Origin of the sequence: Pseudomonas abyssi (genome assembly GCF_003444685.1) — a bacterium.
Lineage (GTDB): Bacteria > Pseudomonadota > Gammaproteobacteria > Pseudomonadales > Pseudomonadaceae > Halopseudomonas > Halopseudomonas abyssi.
On sequence record NZ_LMAZ01000001.1, the window covers coordinates 1,554,084 to 1,578,413 of the forward strand.

22 protein-coding genes are annotated in these 24,330 nt (G+C 61.1%); 14 read left to right on the forward strand and 8 right to left on the reverse strand.

All coding sequences use genetic code 11. The features are described from left to right. Positions 1-9 precede the first annotated feature (9 nt). Positions 10-627 (forward strand): TetR/AcrR family transcriptional regulator, encoded by a 618-nt coding sequence (locus ASB58_RS07200; RefSeq protein WP_118129828.1) that lies wholly within the window; start codon positions 10-12, stop codon positions 625-627. Between the two features lie 57 nt (positions 628-684). Here the strand turns inward: ASB58_RS07200 and acnB are convergent, their stop codons facing one another. Continuing rightward, positions 685-3,279, reverse strand: coding sequence for a bifunctional aconitate hydratase 2/2-methylisocitrate dehydratase (gene acnB, locus ASB58_RS07205; RefSeq protein ID WP_118129829.1), 2,595 nt, complete (start codon positions 3,277-3,279; stop codon positions 685-687). 362 nt (positions 3,280-3,641) lie between these two features. Between acnB and ASB58_RS07210 the strand changes: the two genes are divergently transcribed. Next, complete coding sequence (locus tag ASB58_RS07210; RefSeq protein WP_181977880.1) at positions 3,642-4,088, forward strand: DUF1289 domain-containing protein; 447 nt, start codon at positions 3,642-3,644, stop codon at positions 4,086-4,088. Positions 4,089-4,115: 27 nt separating this feature from the next. Here ASB58_RS07210 and ASB58_RS07215 read toward each other — a convergent pair whose 3' ends face one another. Further along, positions 4,116-4,976, reverse strand: a complete 861-nt coding sequence (locus ASB58_RS07215; protein ID WP_118129831.1) for a universal stress protein — start codon at positions 4,974-4,976, stop codon at positions 4,116-4,118. 157 nt (positions 4,977-5,133) lie between these two features. On the opposite strand from ASB58_RS07215, the gene miaE reads away from it, so the two are divergent. From miaE to ASB58_RS07230, 3 genes are all read left to right on the forward strand, one after another. After that, positions 5,134-5,733: a MiaE family protein gene (gene miaE / locus ASB58_RS07220; RefSeq protein ID WP_096005690.1), complete on the forward strand. Its 600-nt coding sequence runs from the start codon at positions 5,134-5,136 to the stop codon at positions 5,731-5,733. 64 nt (positions 5,734-5,797) lie between these two features. Continuing rightward, the gene (locus ASB58_RS07225; protein ID WP_118129832.1) at positions 5,798-6,655 is read left to right on the forward strand and encodes a substrate-binding periplasmic protein; all 858 of its coding nucleotides are present in this window, start codon (positions 5,798-5,800) and stop codon (positions 6,653-6,655) included. Positions 6,656-6,790: 135 nt separating this feature from the next. Next, positions 6,791-8,266, forward strand: coding sequence for an aminotransferase-like domain-containing protein (locus ASB58_RS07230; protein ID WP_118129833.1), 1,476 nt, complete (start codon positions 6,791-6,793; stop codon positions 8,264-8,266). A 70-nt stretch (positions 8,267-8,336) separates the two neighbouring features. Here the strand turns inward: ASB58_RS07230 and ASB58_RS07235 are convergent, their stop codons facing one another. Continuing rightward, positions 8,337-9,275, reverse strand: coding sequence for a LysR family transcriptional regulator (locus ASB58_RS07235; RefSeq protein WP_096005687.1), 939 nt, complete (start codon positions 9,273-9,275; stop codon positions 8,337-8,339). A gap of 166 nt (positions 9,276-9,441) precedes the next feature. Here ASB58_RS07235 and ASB58_RS07240 point away from each other — a divergent pair, with 166 nt between their 5' ends. Continuing rightward, the gene (locus tag ASB58_RS07240) at positions 9,442-10,650 is read left to right on the forward strand and encodes an acyl-CoA dehydrogenase (protein ID WP_118129834.1); all 1,209 of its coding nucleotides are present in this window, start codon (positions 9,442-9,444) and stop codon (positions 10,648-10,650) included. Between the two features lie 229 nt (positions 10,651-10,879). On the opposite strand, the gene infA is transcribed toward ASB58_RS07240, so the two are convergent. The 3 genes from infA to aat form a co-directional block, all read right to left on the reverse strand. Beyond that, positions 10,880-11,098, reverse strand: coding sequence for a translation initiation factor IF-1 (infA, locus tag ASB58_RS07245; protein ID WP_080050557.1), 219 nt, complete (start codon positions 11,096-11,098; stop codon positions 10,880-10,882). 160 nt (positions 11,099-11,258) lie between these two features. Beyond that, positions 11,259-11,966, reverse strand: coding sequence for an arginyltransferase (locus ASB58_RS07250; protein ID WP_118129835.1), 708 nt, complete (start codon positions 11,964-11,966; stop codon positions 11,259-11,261). A 114-nt stretch (positions 11,967-12,080) separates the two neighbouring features. Continuing rightward, entirely contained in the window at positions 12,081-12,776 is a 696-nt protein-coding gene (gene aat / locus ASB58_RS07255) for a leucyl/phenylalanyl-tRNA--protein transferase (protein ID WP_118129836.1), read from the reverse strand. A 201-nt stretch (positions 12,777-12,977) separates the two neighbouring features. Between aat and ASB58_RS07260 the strand changes: the two genes are divergently transcribed. From ASB58_RS07260 to ASB58_RS07290, 7 genes are all read left to right on the forward strand, one after another. Continuing rightward, positions 12,978-15,380 (forward strand): DNA translocase FtsK, encoded by a 2,403-nt coding sequence (locus ASB58_RS07260; protein WP_118129837.1) that lies wholly within the window; start codon positions 12,978-12,980, stop codon positions 15,378-15,380. A 16-nt stretch (positions 15,381-15,396) separates the two neighbouring features. Then, entirely contained in the window at positions 15,397-16,035 is a 639-nt protein-coding gene (lolA, locus tag ASB58_RS07265) for an outer membrane lipoprotein periplasmic chaperone LolA (protein ID WP_118129838.1), read from the forward strand. A 49-nt stretch (positions 16,036-16,084) separates the two neighbouring features. Then, positions 16,085-17,368 (forward strand): replication-associated recombination protein A, encoded by a 1,284-nt coding sequence (locus ASB58_RS07270; RefSeq protein ID WP_118130028.1) that lies wholly within the window; start codon positions 16,085-16,087, stop codon positions 17,366-17,368. Continuing rightward, a complete protein-coding gene (gene crcB, locus ASB58_RS07275) occupies positions 17,361-17,732 on the forward strand; it encodes a fluoride efflux transporter CrcB (protein WP_096005682.1) in 372 nt (123 codons plus the stop codon). Before ASB58_RS07270 ends, crcB begins: the two co-directional genes overlap by 8 nt. Positions 17,733-17,771: 39 nt before the next feature. Next, on the forward strand, positions 17,772-19,055 hold the full coding sequence (gene serS / locus ASB58_RS07280; RefSeq protein ID WP_118129839.1) for a serine--tRNA ligase: 1,284 nt from the start codon (positions 17,772-17,774) through the stop codon (positions 19,053-19,055). A gap of 80 nt (positions 19,056-19,135) precedes the next feature. After that, positions 19,136-20,557, forward strand: coding sequence for a siroheme synthase CysG (cysG, locus tag ASB58_RS07285; protein ID WP_118129840.1), 1,422 nt, complete (start codon positions 19,136-19,138; stop codon positions 20,555-20,557). Between the two features lie 89 nt (positions 20,558-20,646). Next, positions 20,647-21,147 carry a thioesterase family protein gene (locus tag ASB58_RS07290; RefSeq protein WP_118129841.1) on the forward strand — a complete coding sequence of 167 codons (501 nt, stop codon included), beginning with the start codon at positions 20,647-20,649 and terminating at the stop codon, positions 21,145-21,147. Here the strand turns inward: ASB58_RS07290 and ASB58_RS07295 are convergent. Together ASB58_RS07295 and ASB58_RS07300 are read right to left on the reverse strand one after the other, a co-directional pair. Beyond that, on the reverse strand, positions 21,144-21,830 hold the full coding sequence (locus tag ASB58_RS07295; RefSeq protein WP_118129842.1) for a VOC family protein: 687 nt from the start codon (positions 21,828-21,830) through the stop codon (positions 21,144-21,146). The genes ASB58_RS07290 and ASB58_RS07295 overlap by 4 nt on opposite strands. A 161-nt stretch (positions 21,831-21,991) precedes the next feature. Continuing rightward, the gene (locus ASB58_RS07300; RefSeq protein ID WP_118129843.1) at positions 21,992-23,779 is read right to left on the reverse strand and encodes an arylsulfatase; all 1,788 of its coding nucleotides are present in this window, start codon (positions 23,777-23,779) and stop codon (positions 21,992-21,994) included. A 248-nt stretch (positions 23,780-24,027) separates the two neighbouring features. On the opposite strand from ASB58_RS07300, the gene ASB58_RS07305 reads away from it, so the two are divergent. Beyond that, on the forward strand, positions 24,028-24,243 hold the full coding sequence (locus ASB58_RS07305) for a dodecin (protein WP_083727778.1): 216 nt from the start codon (positions 24,028-24,030) through the stop codon (positions 24,241-24,243). Positions 24,244-24,330: the final 87 nt, after the last annotated feature.

A 24,330-nucleotide genomic window follows, 5' to 3' on the forward strand; every position in this document is an offset into this window, starting at 1 on the left:
ATTCACCCAATGAATACAGCTACTACCGTTCGCCGTTATCGCGGAAGCTCGCCACAAGAGCGCAAGGCCATGCGCCGCCAGCAACTGATTGATGCTGCCACCAGAGTATATGGCGAACATGGCTACCGGCATTCAGGCGTCAAGCAGGTCTGCGAGGCCGCCGGCCTTACCCAGCGTTACTTCTATGAATCCTTCAGCCACAGCGATGAGCTGTTGATTGCCTGCTACGAGCAAGCTGCGAGGCAGCTAAGGGAGATCAATATGGCCGCCGCAGAGGCGGTGGGAGGCAGTCGCCTGCACCGTAGTCACGCCATGCTCTGTGCCTACTTCGGTTATCTGCGAGATAACCCCAGAGTCGCGCGCCTGTTGCTATTGGACATACGCGGCATCAGTGCGGCGGTTGATCAGGCGATTGACGAAGCGCTGAAAGCCAGCAGTGATGACATGACTCGCGCGCTGGCAGAGCCAGGCGAGAACTTTGACGAGCTGCTGCAGGCCGGGATTTTGGGCGGTGTCATCCACATAGCCTTGCATTGGATGGCGTCGGGATATGCTCAGCCAATTGAACGTGTTGTCGAGGCCGCCTTGAAGCTGGGGGCCTCGCTGCTGGATGAGGACAGCCCCTAAAAGCAACACAGACACAAAAAAACCCGCATTACGCGGGTTTTTTTGTCGTGCCTGCTATCAGAGCTGCTCGACCGGAATGGACGCAGCGGCTTTCTGGTAGGACTCGATTTCGTTGAAGTTCATGTAGCGATAGACATCGCTGGCCATGCTGTCCAGATCGGCAGCGTACCCCATGTACTCTTCAACGCTCGGCAGACGGCCCAGAATGGACGCTACCGAGGCCAGCTCGGCGGAAGCCAGGTACACATCAGCGCCATCGCCCAGACGGTTCGGGAAGTTCCGTGTGGAGGTGGAGACAACAGTGGACTTGGCAGCAACGCGCGCCTGGTTACCCATGCACAGCGAGCAGCCCGGCATTTCCATACGCGCACCGGCTTTGCCGTAGATGCCGTAGTAGCCTTCTTCGGTCAGCTGATACTGATCCATCTTGGTCGGCGGAGCCAGCCACAGACGGGTCGGGATGGCGCCCTTGTTCTTCTCGAGCAGCTTGCCAGCCGCGCGGAAGTGACCGATGTTGGTCATGCAGGAACCGATGAAGACTTCGTCGATCTTGTCGCCAGCAACGCTGGACAGCAGGCGTGCGTCGTCCGGGTCGTTCGGTGCACAGAGGACCGGCTCCTTGACGTCGGCCAGATCGATTTCGATCACAGCGGCGTACTCAGCATCGGCGTCGGCAGCCATCAGGCTCGGGTTGGCCAGCCACTCTTCCATCGCCTTGGCGCGACGCTCCAGGGTGCGCGGATCCTGATAGCCGTTGGCAATCATCCAGCGCAGCAGGACGATGTTGGACTTCAGGTATTCGGCAACGGACTCTTCGCTCAGCTTGATGGTACAGCCGGCAGCGGAACGCTCAGCAGACGCATCGGACAGCTCGAACGCTTGCTCGGCGGTCAGGTGATCCAGGCCTTCGATCTCGAGAATGCGGCCGGAGAAGATGTTCTTCTTGCCTTTCTTCTCGACGGTCAGCAGACCTTGCTGGATGGCGTAGTAGGGGATGGCATGAACCAGGTCACGCAGAGTGATACCGGGTTGCATCTTGCCCTTGAAGCGGACCAGAACGGATTCCGGCATGTCCAGCGGCATCACGCCGGTGGCTGCTGCGAAGGCGACCAGGCCAGAACCGGCCGGGAAGGAAATGCCCATCGGGAAGCGGGTGTGCGAGTCACCACCGGTACCAACGGTATCAGGCAGCAGCATGCGGTTCAGCCAGCTGTGAATGATGCCGTCACCCGGGCGCAGCGCAACGCCACCACGGTTGTGGATGAAGTCGGGCAGGGTGTGGTGCGTGGTCACGTCGATCGGCTTCGGGTAGGCCGCAGTGTGACAGAACGACTGCATGACCAGGTCGGCAGAGAAGCCAAGGCAAGCCAGGTCCTTCAGCTCGTCGCGGGTCATCGGGCCAGTGGTGTCCTGAGAACCGACGGTGGTCATCTTCGGCTCGCAGTAAGTGCCGGGGCGAATACCCTCGACGCCACAGGCTTTACCCACCATCTTCTGGGCCAGGGTGTAACCCTTGCCAGTGTCAGCCGGTTGCTCGGGCTTACGGAACAGGTCGGAAGAGCCCAGACCCAGTTCGGCACGTGCCTTCTCGGTCAGGCCACGGCCGATGATCAGCGGAATACGGCCGCCAGCGCGTACTTCGTCCAGCAGCACCTGCGTCTTCAGCTCGAAGGTGGTGATGACGTCGTCAGTGCCGTGCTTGCAGACCTTGCCTTCGTAGGGGTAAACGTCGATAACGTCGCCCATGTTCAGGTCGGTGCAATCAAACTCGATCGGCAGGGCGCCAGCGTCTTCCATGGTGTTGTAGAAGATCGGGGCAATCTTGGAGCCGAAGCAGAAACCGCCTGCACGCTTGTTCGGAACGTTCGGGATGTCGTCACCGAAGAACCACAGCACAGAGTTGGTTGCAGATTTACGGGAAGAACCGGTGCCGACCACGTCACCAACGTAGGCAACCGGGAAGCCTTTGGCTTTAACTTCTTCGATCTGCTTGAGCGGGCCAACAGCGCCCGGCTCGACCGGCTCGATGCCGTCACGGGCCATTTTCAGCATGGCCAGAGCGTGCAGCGGGATGTCCGGGCGGGACCAGGCATCGGGCGCCGGAGACAGATCGTCGGTGTTGGTTTCGCCAGGAACCTTGAAAACGGTCAGGGACAGCTTTTCAGCAACAGCAGGCTTGTTGACGAACCACTCGCCGTCAGCCCAGGACTGCAGTACCGCCTTGGCGTGGGTGTTGCCAGCCTTGGCTTTTTCCGCAACGTCGTGGAACGCATCAAACATCAGCAGGGTATGCTTCAGTTGCTCGGCAGCGGTGGCAGCCAGGGCAGCGTCGTCCAGCAGCTCAACCAGAGTGGCAATGTTGTAGCCGCCCTGCATGGTGCCCAGCAGCTCAACAGCGCGTTCTTTGTTCAGCAGCGGGGAGCTGGCTTCGCCCTTGGCGATAGCGGAGAGGAAACCAGCCTTAACGTAGGCCGCTTCGTCCACGCCCGGCGGGACGCGATTGGTCAGCAGGTCGAGCAGAAACTCTTCTTCACCTGCCGGCGGGTTTTTCAGCAGATCAACCAGACCTGCAGTTTGTTCGGCGTTCAGCGGCTGGGGCACGACGCCCTGAGCGGCGCGCTCTTCAACGTGTTTGCGATAGGCTTCAAGCACAGTTATTACCCTCATCAGTCTGTTCCGCTCATGACGGAACGGTAATCCTCTCGGACTCCGGGAAGCACTGAATAATCATCTTGGATAAGGGAGCTATTCAGTGCTTCCCTGGCGTGCCGGCAATAAGACTGTGTGCAAGCGCAGACCCGTTCTGGTGGGGGGCAACCTGGGTAACTGGTGTTGGCAGATACGTAACGGGTTGCGGGCAAACGCCTGAAGCACAGCCCTAACGGCGGGCTGATTCTACAGGATGGCGAACCCAAAGTTAAGCTGTATCCCGGATGAGGCAGGCGTGCGTTGGTCGTCTTGGGATCAGGCCGCGACTGGTCTATCATGGCGCATTTGCCGTTGAGCACTGCCGCATGCCCTCCGATTCTGACGCCTACACCAGTAAAACGCCCTGTATCGGGCTGTGCTCCACCGTATTCGGTGATCTGGTGTGTCGCGGTTGCAAGCGCTTCAGCCATGAAATCATTGACTGGAACCGCTACGACAACGGTCAGCGTGCGGCGGTCTGGCGTCGTCTGGAACAGCTGCTGGAGCAGTTGATCTGGAACCGCTTTGAACTGGTATCGGTGTGGGCACTGGAGGGTGAGCTGAAGCGACTGAAGGTGCCTGCAGACCCCAATATGCCCGTGAGTATCAAGGTTTGGCGCCTGTTGCCTCGCCTGGCTGAGGGCGGTTTGGAGAGTGCGGGCCTGCGCCTGCAGCCCTTGTGGCATGGCGCGACACTGAAGCAGGTGCGAGATAACCTGGATCAGGCCTTCTTTGACCTGTCCACGGCCTACTACGACCGGCGGGTGCCCTGAACGCACGGCACCCGCTGGTACACAGGCCTACTTTTCCAGCAGCGCTTCAAGGTGCGCCAGGGTATCTTCCGGTTTCAGCACCAGAATGTCGCTGTTGACCTGATCCAGCACCACTTCGGCAGTATTGCCGATCAGCGCGCCGGCGATCCCCTTGCGGCCCACAGTCCCGATAATGGTAACGCTGGCACCGATACGGTTGGCAACCTGCGGCACCAGCGTGTCCGCCGGGCCTTCATCGATATGCAGGTGCTGGTCGTCGATACCGTAGAGTTTCACATAGGGTTCGGCGCGAGCGCGGTATTCGGCAGCAATGCTGTCCTTGAGCTGAAACGCCGGATCGGCGGCAGACAGCATCGGGGCAGGGTGGGCCGAAACCAGGTGCAGGTCGCCATCAATCATGTCAACGATATCAGCGGCGTGGCTGACAATGGTGTCGTGCAACACGTGATGCTGATCGTCGTGGTTGCCGACATCTACCGCCGCCAGAACAGAACCTTTGATCCAGCTGTCGCTGTTCTTGACCATCAGCACGGGCGCCGGGCAGTAGCGCAGCAACTTCCAGTCGTCCGGCGTTAGCAGCGCCTTGCGCAGCGGGTTATCCGGACGGTGCTGCTTGACGACCAGGTCGCAGCCTTCGCGGGATACGGCGCGGCAGATGGTGTCAGTGCTGTTGTGGTGCCAATCCTGAGTGACGCTGCAGCGAATCCCCTTGGCATCCTGCTCGACACGCAGGCGAGCCAGCAGGTCGCTGTAATCGGCGCGGTCCTCACACACCAGCAGGTGCAGTTCGCATTCAATAAAGCCCGCGATCAGGCTAGCGCGGTTCAAGGCGACCTGCTGCTCCTGGCTGGGATCGATAACAACTAGAATGCGTTTCACGGCTTGCATGGCTTTCTCCCTGTTGTGCAAAAGGCAATCTTGCCCGATGTTCCCAATGTAGTTGTTTTTTACCCGGTTTGTGTTGATCCATGTCTATTCGGGCTGTGGATGGAGGGTTCAGCAGGTATACTCTGCGGCGTTGCTGTTACCACCTGCGAAAAGACTCATGCTGCCCGACGAACTCCTCGCCTTTCTGCCTTGCCGTACCCCTGATGCCTGGATTGAGCAGGCATTGGCGCACCCGCAAGAACTGCTGATCGACCACGCCAACTGCGAAAAGAAGGCCGCCTCCACGGCGCTGATGTTGATGTTTCGCTATGTCGACAAGCCGGATCTGCTGCAAAAGATGTCGCGTCTGGCGCGTGAGGAATTGCGTCATTTCGAGCAGGTCACCGCAATCATGCAAAAGCGCGGCATCCGTTATCGCGGGCTGTCTGCCAGTCAATATGCGCAACGCCTGCGTCAGCACGTACGCACCACAGAGCCGGGCCGGCTGGTTGATACGCTGATTGTGGGGGCGTTCATCGAGGCGCGTTCATGCGAGCGCTTCGCCAAGCTGGCACCGCATCTGGACGAGGAGCTGGGCGACTTCTACCGCTCACTGCTTAAGTCCGAGGCACGGCACTATCAGGATTACCTGCGTCTGGCCAAGGCTTACGCGGACGCGCCAATCGACGAACACATTGCCCGCTTTGCCCAGGCAGAGCAGCAGGCCATTCTCGCCGCTGATCAGGAGTTTCGTTTTCACAGCGGTGTAGCGGCCTGAATACTGAACCCGTTACGCTGTTCCGGGTCTGTTTGCGCTGAAGCCCACCAACCAGGGATTGATCATGTTCACATCAGGCTCCAATCGATTTCTCGCCCTGACAACGGCTCTGGTGCTGGGCGGGGTTTTCAGCTCGACGCCGGTGCACGCTGAGCTCACAAACTGTGAACGCGTTGTGGTTACCGGCAACCCGGCCTATCCGCCACTGACCTGGGCACCAGAGGACGGAGACGTGGCGCTGACCGGGGTGACTATCGAGATGCTCAGCAACGCGCTGCAGGGCTCTGGAGTCGAGGTGGAGCTGCTGGATCTCGGCTCACGCGCCAAGGCGCTGGAGGCTGTTGAGGCAGGGCAGGTGGACATCATGGCCGGTCTGTTTCTCAGTCGCGAGCTGCTGGGCTCACTCGATTTTGTCTATCCGCCAGTGGTGGATGTGCCCAGTGTGTTCTTTGTCCGCCGCGGCGCAGCCTTCCCTTATACCGGCTGGCAGGATTTACGCGGCAAGCGGGGCGCAGCGCAGCAGGGCAGCCGCTTCGGGCTATCCTTCGACACCTACGCGACAGACAATCTGGACCTGCAGCGTGAAGCCTCCGGCGAGCGCGCCCTGCGCAAGCTGCTGGCAGGTGAGCTGGATTACGTGGTGCTGGAACGTTACCAGGGGCTCGCCCTGGCCGAGCAAATGGGAGTAGACGCTCAGCTCGACACGTTGGAAGGCTCTTTCATCAACGCACCACTGTATCTGGCCATTTCTCACAATTCGGTGTGCAACACGCCTACACTGCGTTCAGCACTCGCTCTGGGCATGCTCGAACAGCAGCAGCGCAACGAGGGCTCGCGTCTGCTCGACAAGTATCGAGGTATCTGGGCCGCGCCTTTCCGTCCGGTCAGCGAGCCGGCAGCAGATATACCTCTGGCGGAATAATCGCCACTGATCAGCAATCAACTGGACAACCGGTAGCAGCATAAACTGTACTGGTTAACTGTGGCGCATCTGTCACTGTGCTGCTGCAACTGTACCGGATAAGCTCTGTGGTCGGTCTGCTCCAGGAGGTTTGTCATGACCAGTCTGCTGTACCAGCGTATCGCCCAGCAATTGGCGGAAGATATTCAGAATGGCGTCTATCGACCGGGTGAGCGGGTACCCTCGGTACGCAAGCTGAGCACCCAGAAGGGCGTTAGCCATGCAACCGTGCTGCAGGCCTACGCCACCCTGGAGGACCAGGGGCTGATTCATGCGCGCCCGCAGTCCGGCTACTACGTCCATCAGACCCCGGCGCTGACCGCGCCCAAGCCGCAAATCGCCAAGGTTGAGGCGCCCTACGCAGTTACCCGTAGCAGCATCATCAGCGAGATTCTCTCCCAGGCGCGGCGCGAAGGAATCATTCCGCTCGGCGCGGCGGTGCCGGCTAGTGATTATCTGCCGCTGCGTGCGCTGCATCAGCAGATGAGCAAGATCACCCGCTTTCATAGCCACAAGGCGTTCAGTTACACCTTTAGCCCGGGTTACGAACCGCTGCGTCGCCAGGTGGCCATTCGGATGCGCGATGCTGGTGCGGCTGTTGACCCCAGCAATGTGGTTATCACCAATGGCTGCGTCGAAGCCTTGCAACTGGCACTGCGCGCGGTCACGCGGCCGGGCGACCTGATCGCGACCGAATCCCCCAGCTATTACGGCACAGTGCAACTATGCCAATTGCTGGAGTTGCAGGTCATCGAGATTCCGACCGATCCCGATACCGGGCTCAGCCTGGAAGCGCTGCAGCGCGCGCTGGACAAGTGGCCCATCAAGGCACTGGTGCTGACCGCGCGAGCCGGTAATCCGATGGGCGCAACCATGCCAGAGGCCCGGCAGCGCAAGCTGGTCGGCATGATGGCGCAGCGCAAGCTGACGATCATCGAAGACGATATTTATGGCGAGCTGATGTTTGACCAGGGACAATCGCGTGCGCTCAAGGCCTTCGACTGCTCCGACACCGTGATCTACTGCTCCAGTTTTTCCAAGACCATCTCGCCCGGCGTGCGGACTGGCTGGCTGATCACGCGGCGGTACCAGCAGGCAATTGAGCAACTGCAGACATTCACCACGCTGTCGGCCTGCAGCGTCAGCCAAATGGCGGTGGCTGCCTATCTGGAAAATGGCGGCTACGACCGGCACCTGCGCCATATCCGGCAGGAGTACTGCAAGAACCTCAGCCAGTTTCAGTTGGCGGTACAGCAATACTTCCCGGAAGGTACGCAGATATCTCGGCCGCGTGGTGGCTACATTCTCTGGATCAGCCTGCCTGGCGGAGCCGATACGCTGACGTTGTTCAACTGGGCGTTGGCGCAAAACATCAGTATCGCGCCGGGCATCGTGTTCAGTAATTCGGACCAGTTTAACCACTGTCTGCGCCTCAACTGCGGTATTCCCTGGAACCGGTCGACAGAGCAGGCCGTTATGACGCTGGGTGTACTGGCCCGGCAGCTGGTGTCAGAGTCAGCCCGCAGCGCCGGCGGATTGAACGTTGAGATGGCTTATGAATCAGCAAGCTGAGTCTATTGTTTAAAGTAAAACGACAAGGCCCGCACAGTGTGCGGGCCTTGTCGTTTCAGCCGTCACGGTATCAGCTGGGGGCGGCGTCCTTGCTTTTCTGGTAGTCCCGTACCAGTTTCTGCGACAGCTCGATGATCTGCTCGCGCATCCATCGGTTGGCCGGATCCTGGTCGGTGCTTTCATGCCAGAACAGGTGGGTCTCGATCGGCGGCACATCGTCGATCGGCAGGGCGACAGCATGCAGGTTGTGGCGCTTGGCGAAGCGCTCGTGCACTGTCATCACCATATCGGTGGACTCCATCACCAGCGGTGCCATCTGATAGTGCTGTGAACGCAGCACCACTCGGCGTTGCAAACCCATTTTGCCCAGCGCCAGGTCGACGTGGCCCAGACCATTGCGGCGGCTGGATATATGAATGTGCGATTGAGCCAGGTAGTCATCCAGGGTAATGCGCTCTTTTTTGGCCAGTGGGTGGCCCGGGCGCATAACACAGACATGATGATCCTCGAACAGTTTGACGTGGCGCACCTGGGTATCGGTGTTTAGCGGCGCATCAATGGCAAAGTCGAGGCGACCAGCCGCCAGCTCCTTGGTGGTTTCACGGCGCTTGACCAGGAAGCTGTCGATGTTGATGTTCGGCGCCATGCGGCGGATGCGCGAGGCCAGATGGGGCAGAATGACTGCCTCCGTCAGGTCGGTCATGCTGATGCGGTAGGTCTTGGTTGCCTGCTCGGGGACAAAACTGCGGCTTTCCTGCACCGATACGCGCAGCAGCTGCAGGGCAGAGCGGACCGGCGTAATGATGTTCTGCGCCATCGGGGTAGGGACCATGCCCTGGGCAGTACGCACGAATAGCGGGTCGTTGAATGTCTCGCGCAGGCGAGCGAGAGCATTACTTACGGCTGGCTGAGTGATGCCGACAATCTGGCCTGCACGGGTCAGATTTGCCTCGGTATAGATGGCATCAAAGACAATGAACAGGTTCAGATCTACCTTGCTGAGGTTCATCGCATCATCCTTTGGTCAAATGGCTCATATCGAGACATGCAGTTCAGCGGAGTCGGCAAGTATATATCGCTTATGAATGTTAATACACGGCAAAAATAGGTTAGATAAATCCAGATTGGTCATCTAGCATTTTCTTCGTCGAACCCACCAAACGAAGGCAACCACTATGGATTTCGGATACTCCCCCAAGGTTAAAGAACTACGCGAGCGCGTTGACGCGTTCATGCAGGAACACGTTTTTCCGGCTGAAGCCACCTTTCACCAGCAAGTAGCCGAAGGGGATCGCTGGCAGCCCACCGCCATCGTCGAGGAGCTCAAGGTCAAGGCCCACGCTGCCGGCCTGTGGAATCTGTTCCTGCCCGAATCCGACCTGGGCGCTGGCCTGACCAACCTGGAATACGCGCCGCTGGCCGAGCTGATGGGCCGCTCCGGCCTGGCGTCCGAAGCGTTCAACTGCAGCGCGCCGGACACTGGCAACATGGAAACCATCGTTCGCTACGGTAACGATGAGCACAAGGAAAAGTGGCTGAAACCGCTGCTCGCCGGCGAAATCCGCTCCTGCTTCGGTATGACCGAGCCGGGCGTTGCCTCTTCCGACGCCACCAACATGCAAGCCAACGCTCGCCGCGAAGGTGACGAGTGGGTCATCAACGGCCGCAAATGGTGGACGTCCGGCGCCTGCGATCCGCGCTGCAAGATCATGATCTTCATGGGTCTGACCAACCCCGATGCGCCGCGTCACCAGCAACACTCGATGATTCTGGTGCCGATGGACACCCCCGGCGTGAAGGTTATCCGCCCGCTGCCGGTATTCGGTTATGACGACGCGCCACACGGTCACGCCGAAGTGCTGCTGGAAAATGTACGCGTTCCCTACAGCAACGTGCTGCTGGGTGAGGGCCGTGGCTTCGAGATCGCCCAAGGTCGCCTCGGCCCGGGCCGCATCCACCACTGCATGCGCTCCATCGGTGCCGCTGAGCGCGCACTGGAGCTGATGTGCAAGCGCTCCGTTGAGCGTGAAGCCTTTGGCAAGCGCCTGGCTCAGCTGGGTGGCAACATTGACCTGATCGCCCAGTCGCGCATCGAGATCAACCAGGCTCGTCTGCTGACCCTGAACGCCGCTTACATGATGGACACTGTCGGCAACAAGGTCGCCAAGAGCGAAATCGCGCAGATCAAGGTTGTTGCGCCCAACGTTGCCCTCAACGTACTGGATCGTGCCATTCAGATGCACGGCGGTGCTGGTGTCTCCGATGACTACCCGCTGGCGCACATGTACGCCATGCAGCGCACTCTGCGCCTGGCCGATGGCCCGGATGAAGTGCACCGCGCCGCTATCGGCAAGCACGAGCTGGGTCGCTACATGCCTCGCTGATCGCCTGTCGGTTGAGAAAACCCGCTCGCTTGAGCGGGTTTTTTTATGGGTTTGGCAGCGAGTCGCGTCGCTCGGAGGTCGGAGTACCAGGCGCAGGCATGCCTTTGACATAGACATCCCTATGTATCACGCGACCAACAACAACACCCGACTGGATCGGGTAGGGGTGATCATCTGCTGGAGGGGGTAGTCAGCCGGGCGGGGAGGGTGCCCGGCGGGGGACAGGGTGTCAGCGGGCGCGGTAGGTGATGCGACCCTTGGTCAGGTCGTAGGGAGTCAGTTCTACGCGTACCTTGTCGCCAGTCAGGATGCGGATGTAGTTCTTACGCATCTTGCCTGAAATGTGGGCAGTCACGACATGGCCGTTTTCCAGTTCAACGCGGAACATGGTGTTCGGCAGGGTGTCGATGATGGTGCCTTCCATTTCAATACTGTCTTCTTTTGCCATTAAGCAACAACCTCTCGGGGTGAAATTCGGGTGGGTGGTGGAGAGTACCCACAAAAAAGGTGGCTAATTGTGCCTGAAAAGAGCACAAGCGCCAAGTTTGAAGGGGATTTTTTCGTGGCGAGGCGGCAGCCCATTGCGCTGGCAGCCGCTCTGGGGCTACCTAGCTGAGGCGAATCCAGCGCTGGTTGACCAGCATTTCCAGCGGCCGGTACTCGGTCTTGTAATTCATCTTGCGGCAGTTCTTGATCCAATAGCCGAGGTAGACAGCTTCCAGCCCCAGGCGATGGGTTTCTTCGATCTGCCAGAGGATCGCGTAACGGCCCAGGCTGCGGCGCGGTTGATCCGGGTCAAAAAAGGTGTACACCGCAGACAGGCCGTTACGCATGTGATCGGTGACGGCGATGGCAACCAGCGCGCCCTGCTCGCGGAAGGCGTAAAACCGGCAAAAGCTCCAGTCCTTGGCCAGGAAGGACTGAAATTGTTCACGACTGGGCGGGAACATGTCGCCGTCGGCGTGGCGTGCGTTGATGTAGCGCTCGTAAAGCGCGTAAATCTCATCGGTTGCTTCGGGCTTGAGCTCGCTGACCTGCAGGTCGCGATTACGCTTGATGATGCGCTTCTGGCCACTGCTGGGGGTGAAGTCGGCAGCGGGGATGCGCGCCGGAATACAGGCACTGCACTGTTTGCAGTGGGGGCGATAAAGGTGGTCGCCGCTGCGGCGAAAACCCAGCTCTGACAGGTGGCTGTAGGTGTCCAGATCAATCGGCTGCTGCGGATCAAGAAACAGCGTCGTCGCGCGCTCTTCCGGCAGGTAGCTGCAGGGGTGAGGGTGCGTAGCGTAGAACTTGAGCTGCGACAGGTCAGTCATGACATCTCCCGGTCAACAATGCCTCGATTATAAAGGAAGCATTGACCAAATCCACACGGTCGCTGCGAGCCATCAGGCGCCCGGCCGCACAGCAAGGCGCTGCCGTCATGAGCGTTACACCCGTGCCGCACCCCAGGCTGAGGCGGTGCTGGGCGGGCAGAGGCGAGCCAGTTCCGCGCAGAACTCGGCGCGCGGCATGCTGCTGGCACCCAGGCTGAACAGGTGGTCGGTGGGCATCTGGCAGTCGATCAGTGCAAAGCCCCATTCCTCCAGCTGGCGTATCAGGGTAATGAAAGCCAGCTTGGAGGCATTGTCTACACGGCTGAACATGGACTCGCCAAAGAAGACTCGGCCCAGCGCAATGCCATAGAGGCCGCCTACCAGACTGTCATCCTGATAGACCTCCACCGAGTGGGCGTGCCCAAGGCGATGCAGCTCGATGTAGGCGGCCTGCATCTTGGGCGTGATCCAGGTCCCACCGGCGCCCGCACGGGGGCCGGCGCAGGCGCTGATTACCGCCGCAAAGTCGCGATCATAGTCGACGCGAAGCCGACCCTGGCGCAACACCTTGCGCATGCTGCGTGACACATGCAGGTCCGCCGGCCGCACAACGGTGCGTGGATCGGGGCACCACCAGAGAATCGGCTGGCCTGGAGCAAACCAAGGAAAGATACCATGGCGGTAGGCATGCAGCAGGCGAGGCGGCGTCAGATCACCGCCAGCCGCCAGCAAGCCGTTCGGCTCAGCCATGGCACGCTCGGGCGGCGGAAAGTCGGCGCTGTCAGCGGTCAGCCAGGTTAGTTGAGGCATGTGCAGGAGTACTCATAAAAAATTCAAACGTTTTGTCAGATACCGGTTATAAGTTATTGTCACCCATCAATAAAGTGGTGAATCAGCCGGGAACATTTGCAGTCAGCGTCGGTCTGCTTGTGCTGTATTGTGCACTCTGGTTGTGAAAACGGTCGACTCAGGCCGTACAATGACCGCCTCACCTGTGATGGAAGCTTTGTTTTGAAGGATACCGCAGCCCCGAAAACCCCGTTGGTCTGGCGTGAACAGCTGGCGCTGCGTCTGCGCGAGGGTGCTTTGTTGGCGATGAACGCCCTGTGCCTGTACCTGTGTATGGCGCTGTTCACCTTTGATGCAAGCGACCCGGGCTGGACGCGCAGCGGCAGCGTGGCCGACGTGCAAAACGCCGGCGGCCGGATGGGCGCCTGGATCGCCGACGTGCTTCTGCTGACGCTGGGCTACCTGGCCTTTCTGTTCCCCTTGATCGTTGCGGTCAAGGTCTATCAAATGTTCCGTCGGCGCCATCAGCCGATGATCTGGAACGGCTGGCTGTTCTCCTGGCGCCTGATTGGCTTTGTGCTGACCCTGCTGGCGGGCACCGCGCTGGCGGCGCTGCATGGCACGCCCGGTGCTCATTTTCCGGAGGGGGCGGGCGCAGGCGGCGTGCTGGGCGAGCTGCTGCGTGATTTGGCGTACCCTGTGCTGAACATGCAGGGCAGTACGCTGTTTTATCTGACCCTGTTTCTATTCGGTCTAACCGTGTTCACCAACCTGTCGTGGCTCAAGGTCATGGACCTGACCGGCAAGTTGACCCTGGATCTGCTGGATCTGCTCAAGCGCGCCTGGCAGAGCTGGCGCGCGCGCCGCGCCGACGGCCGCATGGATACGCCAGTACAGCGCGAGAGCCGCGCTCCGGCCCCGCGTAAGGAGCCGGCCTTCAGCGTTGAAGAGCAGCGCCGCGCCGACGCCTCAAAAGCCCAGCGCCAGGAAGCCCTGGCTCGCCATGTCGCGGCGCGCGAAACCCGCACGCCACCGGAAATTGTGCCGCTGGACACCAAGCCGGCCGAGGCCAGTGTACGTAGCCAGAAGGAAAAACAGTCCACGTTGTTCAGCAATACCAGTGACCCGGGCTCCCTGCCGCCGATTGGCTTGCTGGATCCGCCGAGCAAGAAAACCAAAGGGTTCTCTGCCGAGTCACTGGAGGGCATGTCGCGCCTGCTTGAGCTCAAGCTCAAGGACTTTGGTGTCGAAGCCGAGGTTGAGAAGGTGCAGCCAGGCCCGGTGATTACCCGCTTCGAGATTCAACCGGCCCCAGGCGTCAAGGTTAGTAAAATTTCCAACCTGGCCAAGGACTTGGCGCGTTCGTTGGCGGTGATCAGCGTGCGCGTGGTTGAGGTGATTCCGGGCAAGACGACGGTGGGTATCGAGATTCCCAACGAGGACCGCGAAATCGTGCGCCTGTCCGAGGTATTGGAAACACGCGAATTCGATGAGGCCCAGTCTCCCGTCACCCTGGCGCTCGGTCACGACATCGGCGGTCACCCGGTGATGGCTGATCTGGCCAAGATGCCCCACCTGCTGGTGGCCGGTACCACCGGCTCGGGTAAGTCGGTCGGCGTGAACGCCATGCTGCTGAGTATCCTGTTCAAGGCGACACCTGCCGAGGTCCGTCTGATCATGGTCGACCCGAAAATGCTGGAGTTGTCGATCTACGAGGGCATTCCGCACCTGCTCGCGCCGGTTGTGACCGACATGAAGGAAGCCTCCAACGCACTGCGCTGGTGTGTGGCCGAGATGGAGCGTCGCTACAAACTGATGGCGGCCATGGGGGTACGTAACCTGGCGGGCTTCAACCGCAAGGTGAAAGACGCGGCCAAGGCGGGCACACCACTGACCGATCCGCTGTACCGCCGCGAAAGTATGGAAGACGAGGCGCCGGAACTCGAATCGCTGCCGGTGATCGTAGTGGTAATCGACGAATTTGCCGACATGATGATGATTGTCGGCAAGAAGGTCGAGGAACTGATTGCGCGTATCGCCCAGAAGGCGCGGGCCGCCGGAATCCATCTGATTCTTGCGACACAGCGCCCCTCGGTCGACGTGATTACCGGTCTGATCAAGGCGAACATTCCGACCCGTATGGCCTTCCAGGTATCCAGCAAAATCGACTCGCGCACCATCCTGGACCAGGGCGGCGCCGAGCAGCTGCTGGGCCACGGCGACATGCTCTATATGCCGCCGGGCACCAGCTTGCCGGTTCGTGTTCACGGGGCATTTGTATCGGACGATGAGGTGCATCGGCTGGTCGACGAATGGAAGCAGCGCGGCGAGCCGGACTACATCCAGGATATCCTGGATGGCGCTGACGACTCGGCGGGCGGTAGCAGCTTTGACGGCGGTAGTGGTGGTGGCGACGACAGCGAAGAAGACGCGCTGTACGACGAGGCCGTGCGTTTTGTGACCGAAAGTCGCCGCGCCTCCATTTCTGCGGTGCAGCGCAAACTCAAGATTGGCTACAACCGGGCCGCCCGCATGATTGAGGCGATGGAAATGGCCGGTGTAGTTACCGCAATGAACACCAACGGTTCGCGCGAGGTGATTGCACCGCCGCCGGTCCGGGATTGAGGGGAGTAACCCTGCTATGTTGAATCGCATCACTGGTTGGCGCTGGATTGTGCTGTGCGCGGCGCTGCTGACAACGCCGGCGATGGCTCAGGATGAAGCGGCGGCTGCCGAGCGCCTGAACGAGCTGCTGTCGGCGGCTAACACGCTGACGGGTAATTTTTCGCAAATGACGCTCAGCTCCAACGGCTCCAACCTGCAGGAAACCAGCGGCCAGGTAACCCTGCAGCGCCCGGGCAAGTTTCGTTGGCATACCGATCCGCCGTTGGAGCAGGTGCTGATCTCCGATGGCGAGCAGGTCTGGCTGTACGATCCGGACCTGATGCAGGTCACCATTCAGGCCCTGGATCAGCGACTGACGCACACTCCCGCGCTGCTGCTGTCTGGCGACGTCAGCACCCTGACCGACAACTTCAGCATCCGCTGGACTCAGGGCGGCAGCGTCGACGACTTTGTGTTGACCCCCAAGGCCAGCGACACCATGTTTGAGACGCTTCGCCTTTCCTTCCGCGACGGGCTGATCAACGACATGCAGCTCAATGATCCGATTGGCCAGCGCACCAACATTCTGTTCCAGAATGTGGTGCTGAACGAGCCAGTCGCTGCCGACGCCTTTCAGTTTGAGGTGCCGGACGGGGTCGATGTGATCAGTGAATAACGGCGGCCTGTTCGCTGCGCCCGCACCGCGCGAGCCGCTGGCCGCGCGCATGCGTCCGCGCAACCTTGATGAATACGCCGGCCAGGCGCACCTGCTGGCTGCCGGTCGGCCGCTGCGCACCGCGCTGGAGCAGGGCGCACTGCATTCCATGATCTTCTGGGGGCCGCCCGGCGTCGGCAAGACCACCCTTGCGCGCTTGATCGCGACAGTCACCGACGCCCACTTTGAAACCCTCTCGGCGGTGCTGGCCGGCGTGAAGGATATTCGCCAGGCGGTGGATATCGCTCGGCAGAACTACGCCGCCAACGGGCGCCGCACCATCCTGTTTGTTGACGAGGTACATCGCTTCAACAAAGCGCAGCAGGATGCGTTCCTGCCCTACGTCGAAGACGGTACCTTGCTGTTTATCGGCGCCACCACCGAAAACCCGTCGTTCGAGCTGAACAACGCCTTGCTCTCCCGAGCCCGTGTCTACGTCCTCAAGGGGTTGGACGAGGAGGCCTTGAGCGGCCTGCTGGACCGCGCCCTGGAGGACATGGAGCGCGGTCTCGGTGCGCTCCAGCTGCAGCTCAGCCCGCAGGCACGGCAACTGCTGCTAGATGCTAGCGACGGCGACGCACGTCGCCTGCTCAATCTGCTGGAGATTGCCGCCGATCTGGTGGAGCAGGGCGGGGTCATCGAGGTCGAGCTACTCGGTGAGCTGCTCAGTGACAACCGCCGCCGCTTCGACAAGGGCGGTGAAGCCTTTTACGATCAAATCTCAGCACTGCATAAATCCGTGCGCGGCTCCAACCCGGACGCCGCTCTCTATTGGTTCGCACGCATGCTCGATGGCGGGTGTGATCCGCTGTACATCGCGCGCCGGGTGGTGCGCATGGCCAGCGAAGACATCGGCAACGCCGACCCCAGAGCGCTGACGCTCTGTCTTAACGCCTGGGACGTGCAGGAGCGTCTGGGCAGCCCGGAAGGCGAACTGGCTGTCGCCCAGGCCATCACCTATCTGGCTTGCGCGCCCAAAAGCAACGCGGTCTACAACGCCTTCAATACCGCCATGCGCGATGTGGCCGGGCAGGGCTCGCTGGAGGTGCCGCTGCACCTGCGCAACGCGCCGACCAAGCTAATGAAGGAACTGGGCTACAGCGACGGTTATCGCTACGCGCACGACGAGCCGGAGGCCTATGCGGCCGGCGAAGACTACTTCCCCGAAGACCTGGAACCACGCCAGTACTACCAGCCGGTGCCGCGTGGCCTGGAACTGAAAATCGCGCAGAAACTGCAACACCTGCGCAGCCTGGATGCGACCAGCAGCAGACAACGGAGGTCGGATGATTAAGCTCTGTCTGGCGGTCATGCTGGGCGGCGCCGTGGGGGCTCTGGCGCGCTTCGGCGTAGCGCAGTGGTCCATGGCGCATTGGCCCAAGCTGTTTCCGTTGCCAACCTTGCTGGTGAATCTGCTCGGATGCCTGCTGATCGGTGTACTATACGGCCTTTGGCTGGAGCGCCCGGAGCTCTCGCCGGTGCTGCGTCAACTGCTGGTCACCGGCTTGCTGGGCGCTTTTACCACCTTTTCGACCTTTTCTCTGGACACGCTGCGGCTGCTGGAGAATGGCGAAGGCCTGCTGGCACTGGGCTATGTTCTGCTCAGTGTTTGCATCGGACTACTCGCCACCTGGGCTGGCCTGTCACTGACGCGCTGACCAGCCGTCACCTGAAACTGCAAAAGATGATGATCACCCATGCTTGATGCCAAACTCGTTCGTACCCAACCGCAACTGCTCGCCGAGCGCCTGGCCACCCGTGGTTTCGCGCTGGATCTGGCCCAGCTCGATGCGCTGGAGTCTCGCCGCAAGGCTGTGCAGACCCGCACCGAAACCCTGCAGGCCGAACGCAACAGTCGCTCGAAGTCGATCGGGCAGGCCAAGGCGCGTGGCGAAGACATTCAGCCACTGCTGGCCGACGTTGACCGCATGGGCACTGAGCTGGCCGAAGGCAAGCAAGAGCTTGAAGGCATCCAGCAGGAGCTGGACGCGCTGCTGTTGAGCATGCCCAACCTGCCGGCCGAATCCGTTCCGGTCGGCAAGGACGAGGACGAGAACGTTGAAGTGCGCCGCTGGGGCACGCCGCGCAGCTTCGACTTCGAGGTCAAGGATCACGTAGCACTGGGCGAACAGCACGGTTATCTGGACTTTGAAACCGCAGCCAAACTCTCGGGTGCGCGCTTTGCTCTGATGCGCGGCCCGATCGCCCGGCTGCACCGCGCGCTGGCGCAGTTCATGCTGGATCTGCACGTCAACGAACACGGTTATGAAGAGGCCTACACGCCTTATCTGGTGCAGGCCGAGGCGCTGCAAGGCACCGGCCAGCTACCCAAATTTGAAGAAGACCTGTTCAAGATTCAGCGTGGCGATGACCAACGCGACCTGTACCTGATTCCCACGGCCGAAGTGTCGCTGACCAACATCGTCAGCCAGAGCATTCTTGCCGCTGATGAGCTGCCGCTCAAGTTGACCGCCCACACCCCGTGCTTCCGTAGCGAAGCCGGCTCGGCCGGCCGGGATACCCGCGGCATGATTCGCCAGCACCAGTTCGACAAGGTCGAGATGGTACAGATCGTACGCCCGGAGGAGTCCGCAGCCGCACTGGAAGAGCTCACCAGTCATGCCGAAGACGTGCTCAAGCGCCTGGAGCTGCCGTACCGCACCATGGCCCTGTGCACCGGTGATATGGGTTTCAGCGCGCAGCAGACGTACGATCTGGAAGTCTGGATTCCGAGCCAGGGCAAGTACCGCGAGATCTCATCCTGTTCCAACTGCGGTGATTTTCAGGCCCGCCGCATGCAGGCCCGCTGGCGCAACCCGGAAACGGGCAAGCCGGAGCTGGTACACACCCTGAACGGGTCGGGTCTGGCGGTAGGGCGCACGCTGGTTGCCGTGCTGGAAAACTACCAGCAAGCCGACGGCAGCATCGACGTGCCGCAGGCTCTGCGTAGCTACATGGGTGGTGCCGAGCGCATCGGCTAAGCTGAGTTGACCTCTCCTCCAGAGCGGGAGCCGATGGCTCCCGCTTTGCTGTCATGACCTTGCAGACGAGAAAGCCCCGTATGGAATTTCTGCCACTGTTTCACAATCTTGCCGGCCGTCGCGTGCTGGTTGTCGGCGGTGGCGAGATCGCCCTGCGCAAGGCGCGCCTGTTGAGCGAGGCAAGTGCTTGCCTGTACGTGGTCGCGCCACAGATCGAGCCAGCACTGCGCGAGCTGGTCGCCAACGGCCACGGCAGTGTTCGGGAGGGCGGCTATCAGTCCTCGGACCTGGATCATGCTGTTCTGGTGATCGCCGCGACCGACGATGAGAGCCTCAACGCGCGGGTATCGGCCGATGCCCAGGCGCTGCGCATCCCGGTCAATGCGGTGGACGCGCCTCACCTGTGCACGGTGATTTTCCCCGCCATTGTCGACCGCTCCCCGTTGCTGATCGCCGTTTCCAGCGGCAGCCATGCGCCGGTGCTGGCACGCCTCACACGGGCCCGTATCGAGACCCTGTTCCCCGCTGCCTATGGCCGCCTGGCACAGCTGGCCAAGCGCTTCCGCCAGCAGGTGAAGGACGCGTTTCCGACCATCAACCAGCGCCGCGCCTTCTGGGAGAACATCTTCCAGGGCGAGGTGGCTGAGCGTGTGTTCGCCGGCCGTGACGCCGAGGCGGCAATCATGCTGGAAGCGGAACTGCGCGGCCAGCGCGACAAAGTCTATCAAGGCGAGGTCTACCTGGTGGGGGCCGGCCCGGGCGACCCGGACCTGCTGACATTCCGCGCACTGCGCCTGATGCAGCAGGCCGACGTGGTACTGCATGACCGCCTGGTAGCGCCGGCGATCATTGACCTGTGCCGCCGCGATGCTGATCGCATCTACGTTGGCAAGGCGCGCAGCGACCACGCAGTGCCGCAGGAGGAGATCAACCAGTTGCTGGTGCGTCTGGCCCAGCAGGGCAAGCGTGTGCTCAGGCTCAAGGGCGGTGACCCCTTCATCTTTGGCCGTGGCGGCGAAGAAATCGAAGAGCTGGCAACCCACGGCGTGCCGTTTCAGGTCGTACCCGGCATTACCGCGGCCAATGGCTGCTCAGCCTATGCGGGCATCCCGCTGACCCACCGTGACTACGCGCAATCTGTGCGCTTTGTCACTGGTCATCTGAAAGACGGCAGCACCAACCTGCCATGGCGTGATCTGGTCGCGCCGGGGCAGACGCTGGTGTTCTACATGGGGCTGGTGGGGCTGCCTGACATTTGCAGCCAGCTGATTGCCCATGGGCGCGATGCGCAAACGCCCATTGCACTGGTTCAGCAGGGCACAACCCACAATCAGAAAGTGCTGATCGGCACCCTGGCCGACATGGCCGAGCGGGTGGCCGGGGAGACGATCAAGCCGCCGACGCTGCTGATTGTCGGCGAAGTGGTTCAGCTGCATGACAAACTCAAGTGGTTTGAGGCACAGGCCGGCACGCGGGGCGTACTCGGTACCGATCAGGGCTAAACTGCCAAATGCTGGACGCAGCGCCGTCCGGCGCTGGTGCGCAGCGGGCGAATAGGGCAGGGTGTAACCCATTGTTTCAGGAGTTACCCATGACCACATCGCCCTTCACCCCACCCACGCCCGACGACGCGCCAGAACTGCTGCCCGACGACCTGGTCAAGACAGTTCACGGATTCTTCAATCGCATCCCTTATAACCAGCTGCTGGGTATCGAAATCGACGAGATTCGCCCTGACTGCGTGGCAATGAGCATCCGCATGCGTCCTGACCTGATCGGCAACTACACCCAGGGCATTCTGCACGGCGGCGCTATCTCCTCGCTGATCGATGTCTGCGGTGGCGCGATGGCCCTGATTGGCGCGTTCGAGAAGCATGCCCACCTCAGTCTGCAAGAGCGTATGACGCGCTTGTCCAAGCTGGGCACCATCGATCTGCGTGTCGACTACCTGCGGCCAGGCCGAGGGGAACAGTTTGTCTGCACCTCTGTGCCTCTGCGCTCCGGCAACAAGGTCGGGGTGGTGCGCTCCGAGCTGCACGCCGACGACGGCAACCTGATCGCGGTCGGCACGGGCACCTACCTGTGCGGCTAACCGATCGCCTCGCCTGTTACCGAGGCGCGCTCTGACAGCTCGATCCAGATCCCGTCCGGGTCGCGGATAAAGGCGATACGCGCGGTACTGCCCATGGTTACCGGCGCCTTTGCGCCGTCGGCGCCAGCGGCCAGAGCGCTGGCATAGGCAGCGTCACAATCGAATACCTGCAGCGTCAAATAACGCAGTCCCTTGGCCGCCAGCGCCGTCGCATCAGGGGCGCTGTTCGCGCCTGCCTGCTCAAGCAGTATCAGCGCCTCCCCACAGCGCAGCACACCGGCTGACACCTCGACACAGGCAAGGACCTGCTGATAGAAGCGGCTGCTTCTGGCGACATCGCGAACCTGCAGACGAACGGCCAGGCCGTGAATCCTCTGATGGCCGGCCGGAACCAGCGTAATCATGTTGCCATCGGGGTCTTGCAGCTGTTGGGGCGTGTCGAGGCCGGCGAGCGCCACCAGCAAAGCGGCAATCGGCTGGCGCTCTGCCGCCGGCAAGGGATCGCGGGCATCGTTCAATTTCAGCACGGCTTCGCCGGCTTGGTAACGATGCTGGCGCACGCCACCACCCAGCTTGAGCGTATGGTCGAACGGCAGGCCAACCTGCTCGGACCAAAAACGCTGTTGCGCCTCATACTGATTGGTAAACAATCCAACATCGAAATAGGCTTTGGCCAGACTCACTGGGTTTTCTCCCGGCAGTGGGCGGGCCGGTGACCCGCGGATAACCACCCCCAGTGCATTGGAGGTGGCGCAGGGCACAAGCCTAGTCCGCCTACCGTGCGTGGAGCCAGATCGAATCAGCAGGCAAATTCTCGGTCATTGCGTCAGCTTATCGACGCCGGTCAGCGGCGTTGGCGACGCACCAGCAACCAGCCACCCAGCACCACCAAGGCAATCACGGCCAGACCGAACAGCAGCAGACTCAGGCGATGATTGGCGATGAACTGCTCACGGCCGTTTTTCTTCACCTGCTCCCACGCCCGGTAATCTGCGGGCACTTCGATGACCTGGTTGCGCACCACGTAGTCGCGGTAGATCTGCATCATCTGCTCGACTTTCTCGGGATGTTGCTCCGCCAGGTTATGCCGCTCCAGCGGGTCTTCGGTCACATTGAATAGCTGCGGACCGTCACGGGCCGGAATCGAGTTGGTTTTGGAGGTCACCAGCTTGTAGTCGCCCAGCCACACGGCAATGCCGCCGGCCAGTTCGTACACCGTGGGGTGGTCGGGGGCGTGTACTCGCTCTGCACGCCCCTCGAGCAGCGCACGCATGCTGGTGCCCATGATCGCGTGCACCGGCTGGCCGCGATACTCACCATCGGGCTGCGCTACGCCGGCGACGTCCAGCAGGGTTGGCGTGATATCGGTGACGTAGCCAAAGCTGTGGGTTCGCGTGCCAGCCGCGATACGGCCAGGCTGGCTGATAATCAGCGGTACGCGCATGCCACCGCTGAACGGCGAGCCCTTGAACGAGTAGAACGGCGTATTGGAGGCGTAGGCCCAGCCCGGACCGTATTCGCTGTAGCTGCCGGGGGCGCCCAGAGCATCGTAGTCAGTGTTGTAGCGCAGGCGATAGAACAGCGGCGCGACCTCGCGAAGCACGGTTGATTCACCGCCATTGTCACTCATGAACAGAATCAGCGTGTTGTCATACTGCCCGCTGTCTTTGAGGTAGCGGATGACCTTGCCGATACTCTGATCCATCGCCTCGGCCATGCCGGCAAAGACGGCCATCTGGCGGCTGCGGTAGGCTTTTTCATCGTCCCCCAGGGAGTCCCAGTCGATATGGGTGCGCTGATAAAAGGTGCCCCAATCGTCGGTTACCGGATTCTCGCCGCTGTCCGGCAATAGCCCGCTGGCCAGTTGGCGTTGATAACGATCAGCGCGAATCTGGTCCCAGCCGGCGGCATACAGTGACTGGTAGCCCTCGATATACTCTTCGGGCACCTGGTGCGGCGCATGCACCGCCTGGAAGGCCAGGTAGCCGAAAAAGGGCTTGCCCTGCGCCCGCCCGCCATCGATGTAACTGATCAGTTTGTCCGCGTAGGTAAACGAGGAATAGAAGTTGTCGGGCAGGTCGACCGGCTTGCCATCCTCAAGCCAGGTGGCCGTACCACCGGGCAGGTAATGTTTGGCTTCCCAGTTGTCGGCACCACTTTCCATCAAGGCGAAGGAGCGATCAAAGCCACGCGCTACCGGCTGGCTCTGTGGTCGTCCGCCCAGGTGCCACTTGCCCGCCATATAGGTGCTGTAGCCCGCGTCCTGCAGCAAGCTGGGCAGGGTGACCACGCTGTCGTTTAACCAGCCTTCGTAGCCTGGCTGACCCTTCTGATTGTCGGCCATGATTTCTTTCATGTTGCCCATGCCCACCAGGTGATTGTCGACGCCGGTCATCAGCATTGAACGGGTAGGCGAGCAGGTGGCGGCCACATGAAAATTGGTGAACTGCAACCCTTCGGCGGCGAGCTGATCAATATTCGGGGTGCTGATTTCGCCGCCATAGGCGCCGGCGTCACTGAACCCCAGATCATCGGCGACAATCAGCAGGATGTTGGGCCGCTCAACCGCCGTAACGGAAGTAACGGGGCTGCCGAGTGCAAGCAGCAGGGCAAAGGGAAGCAAGCGCTGCATGAGGGGTGTCCTTGTTGTTTTATTGATAGCCGCCAGTATGGTCTTTTGCTGCTGTCCGGGCTGCGGCCCTGGGTGGCCAACCGACTGACTCTGGCAGCCAGCCGCTGTCAGGTTGCGGCCCCTGCGCAGCAGCGCCGATCCCCCTTGCCCGTTCGATTCTGCAGGAACTCTGGCGTCTCGCTGTCGTCGATGAAGTACCGGGCGCCTGTTATTTGCGCCGGGTTTGCATACGTCAATGGAGGTAACACATGTCGGATCATCACCTGTACAAACGCATCGAGATTGTCGGCTCTTCGCCCACCAGCATCGACGATGCCATCAGCAGCGGTATTGCCGAATGCGCCAAGACGGTAAAAAACCTGGAATGGTTTGAGGTGCAGGAAACCCGCGGCCATATCGTCGATGGCAAGGTCGCGCACTTTCAAGTGGTGATGAAGGTGGGCTTCCGCGTCGAGGGTAGCTAGTGCTGCTCGACGCTGCGTGACCAGCCAGGCTGGTCACCAGCGAATCCACAGATTCAGAGGGCGCTGTGCAAGGAACGCAGCAGCGTC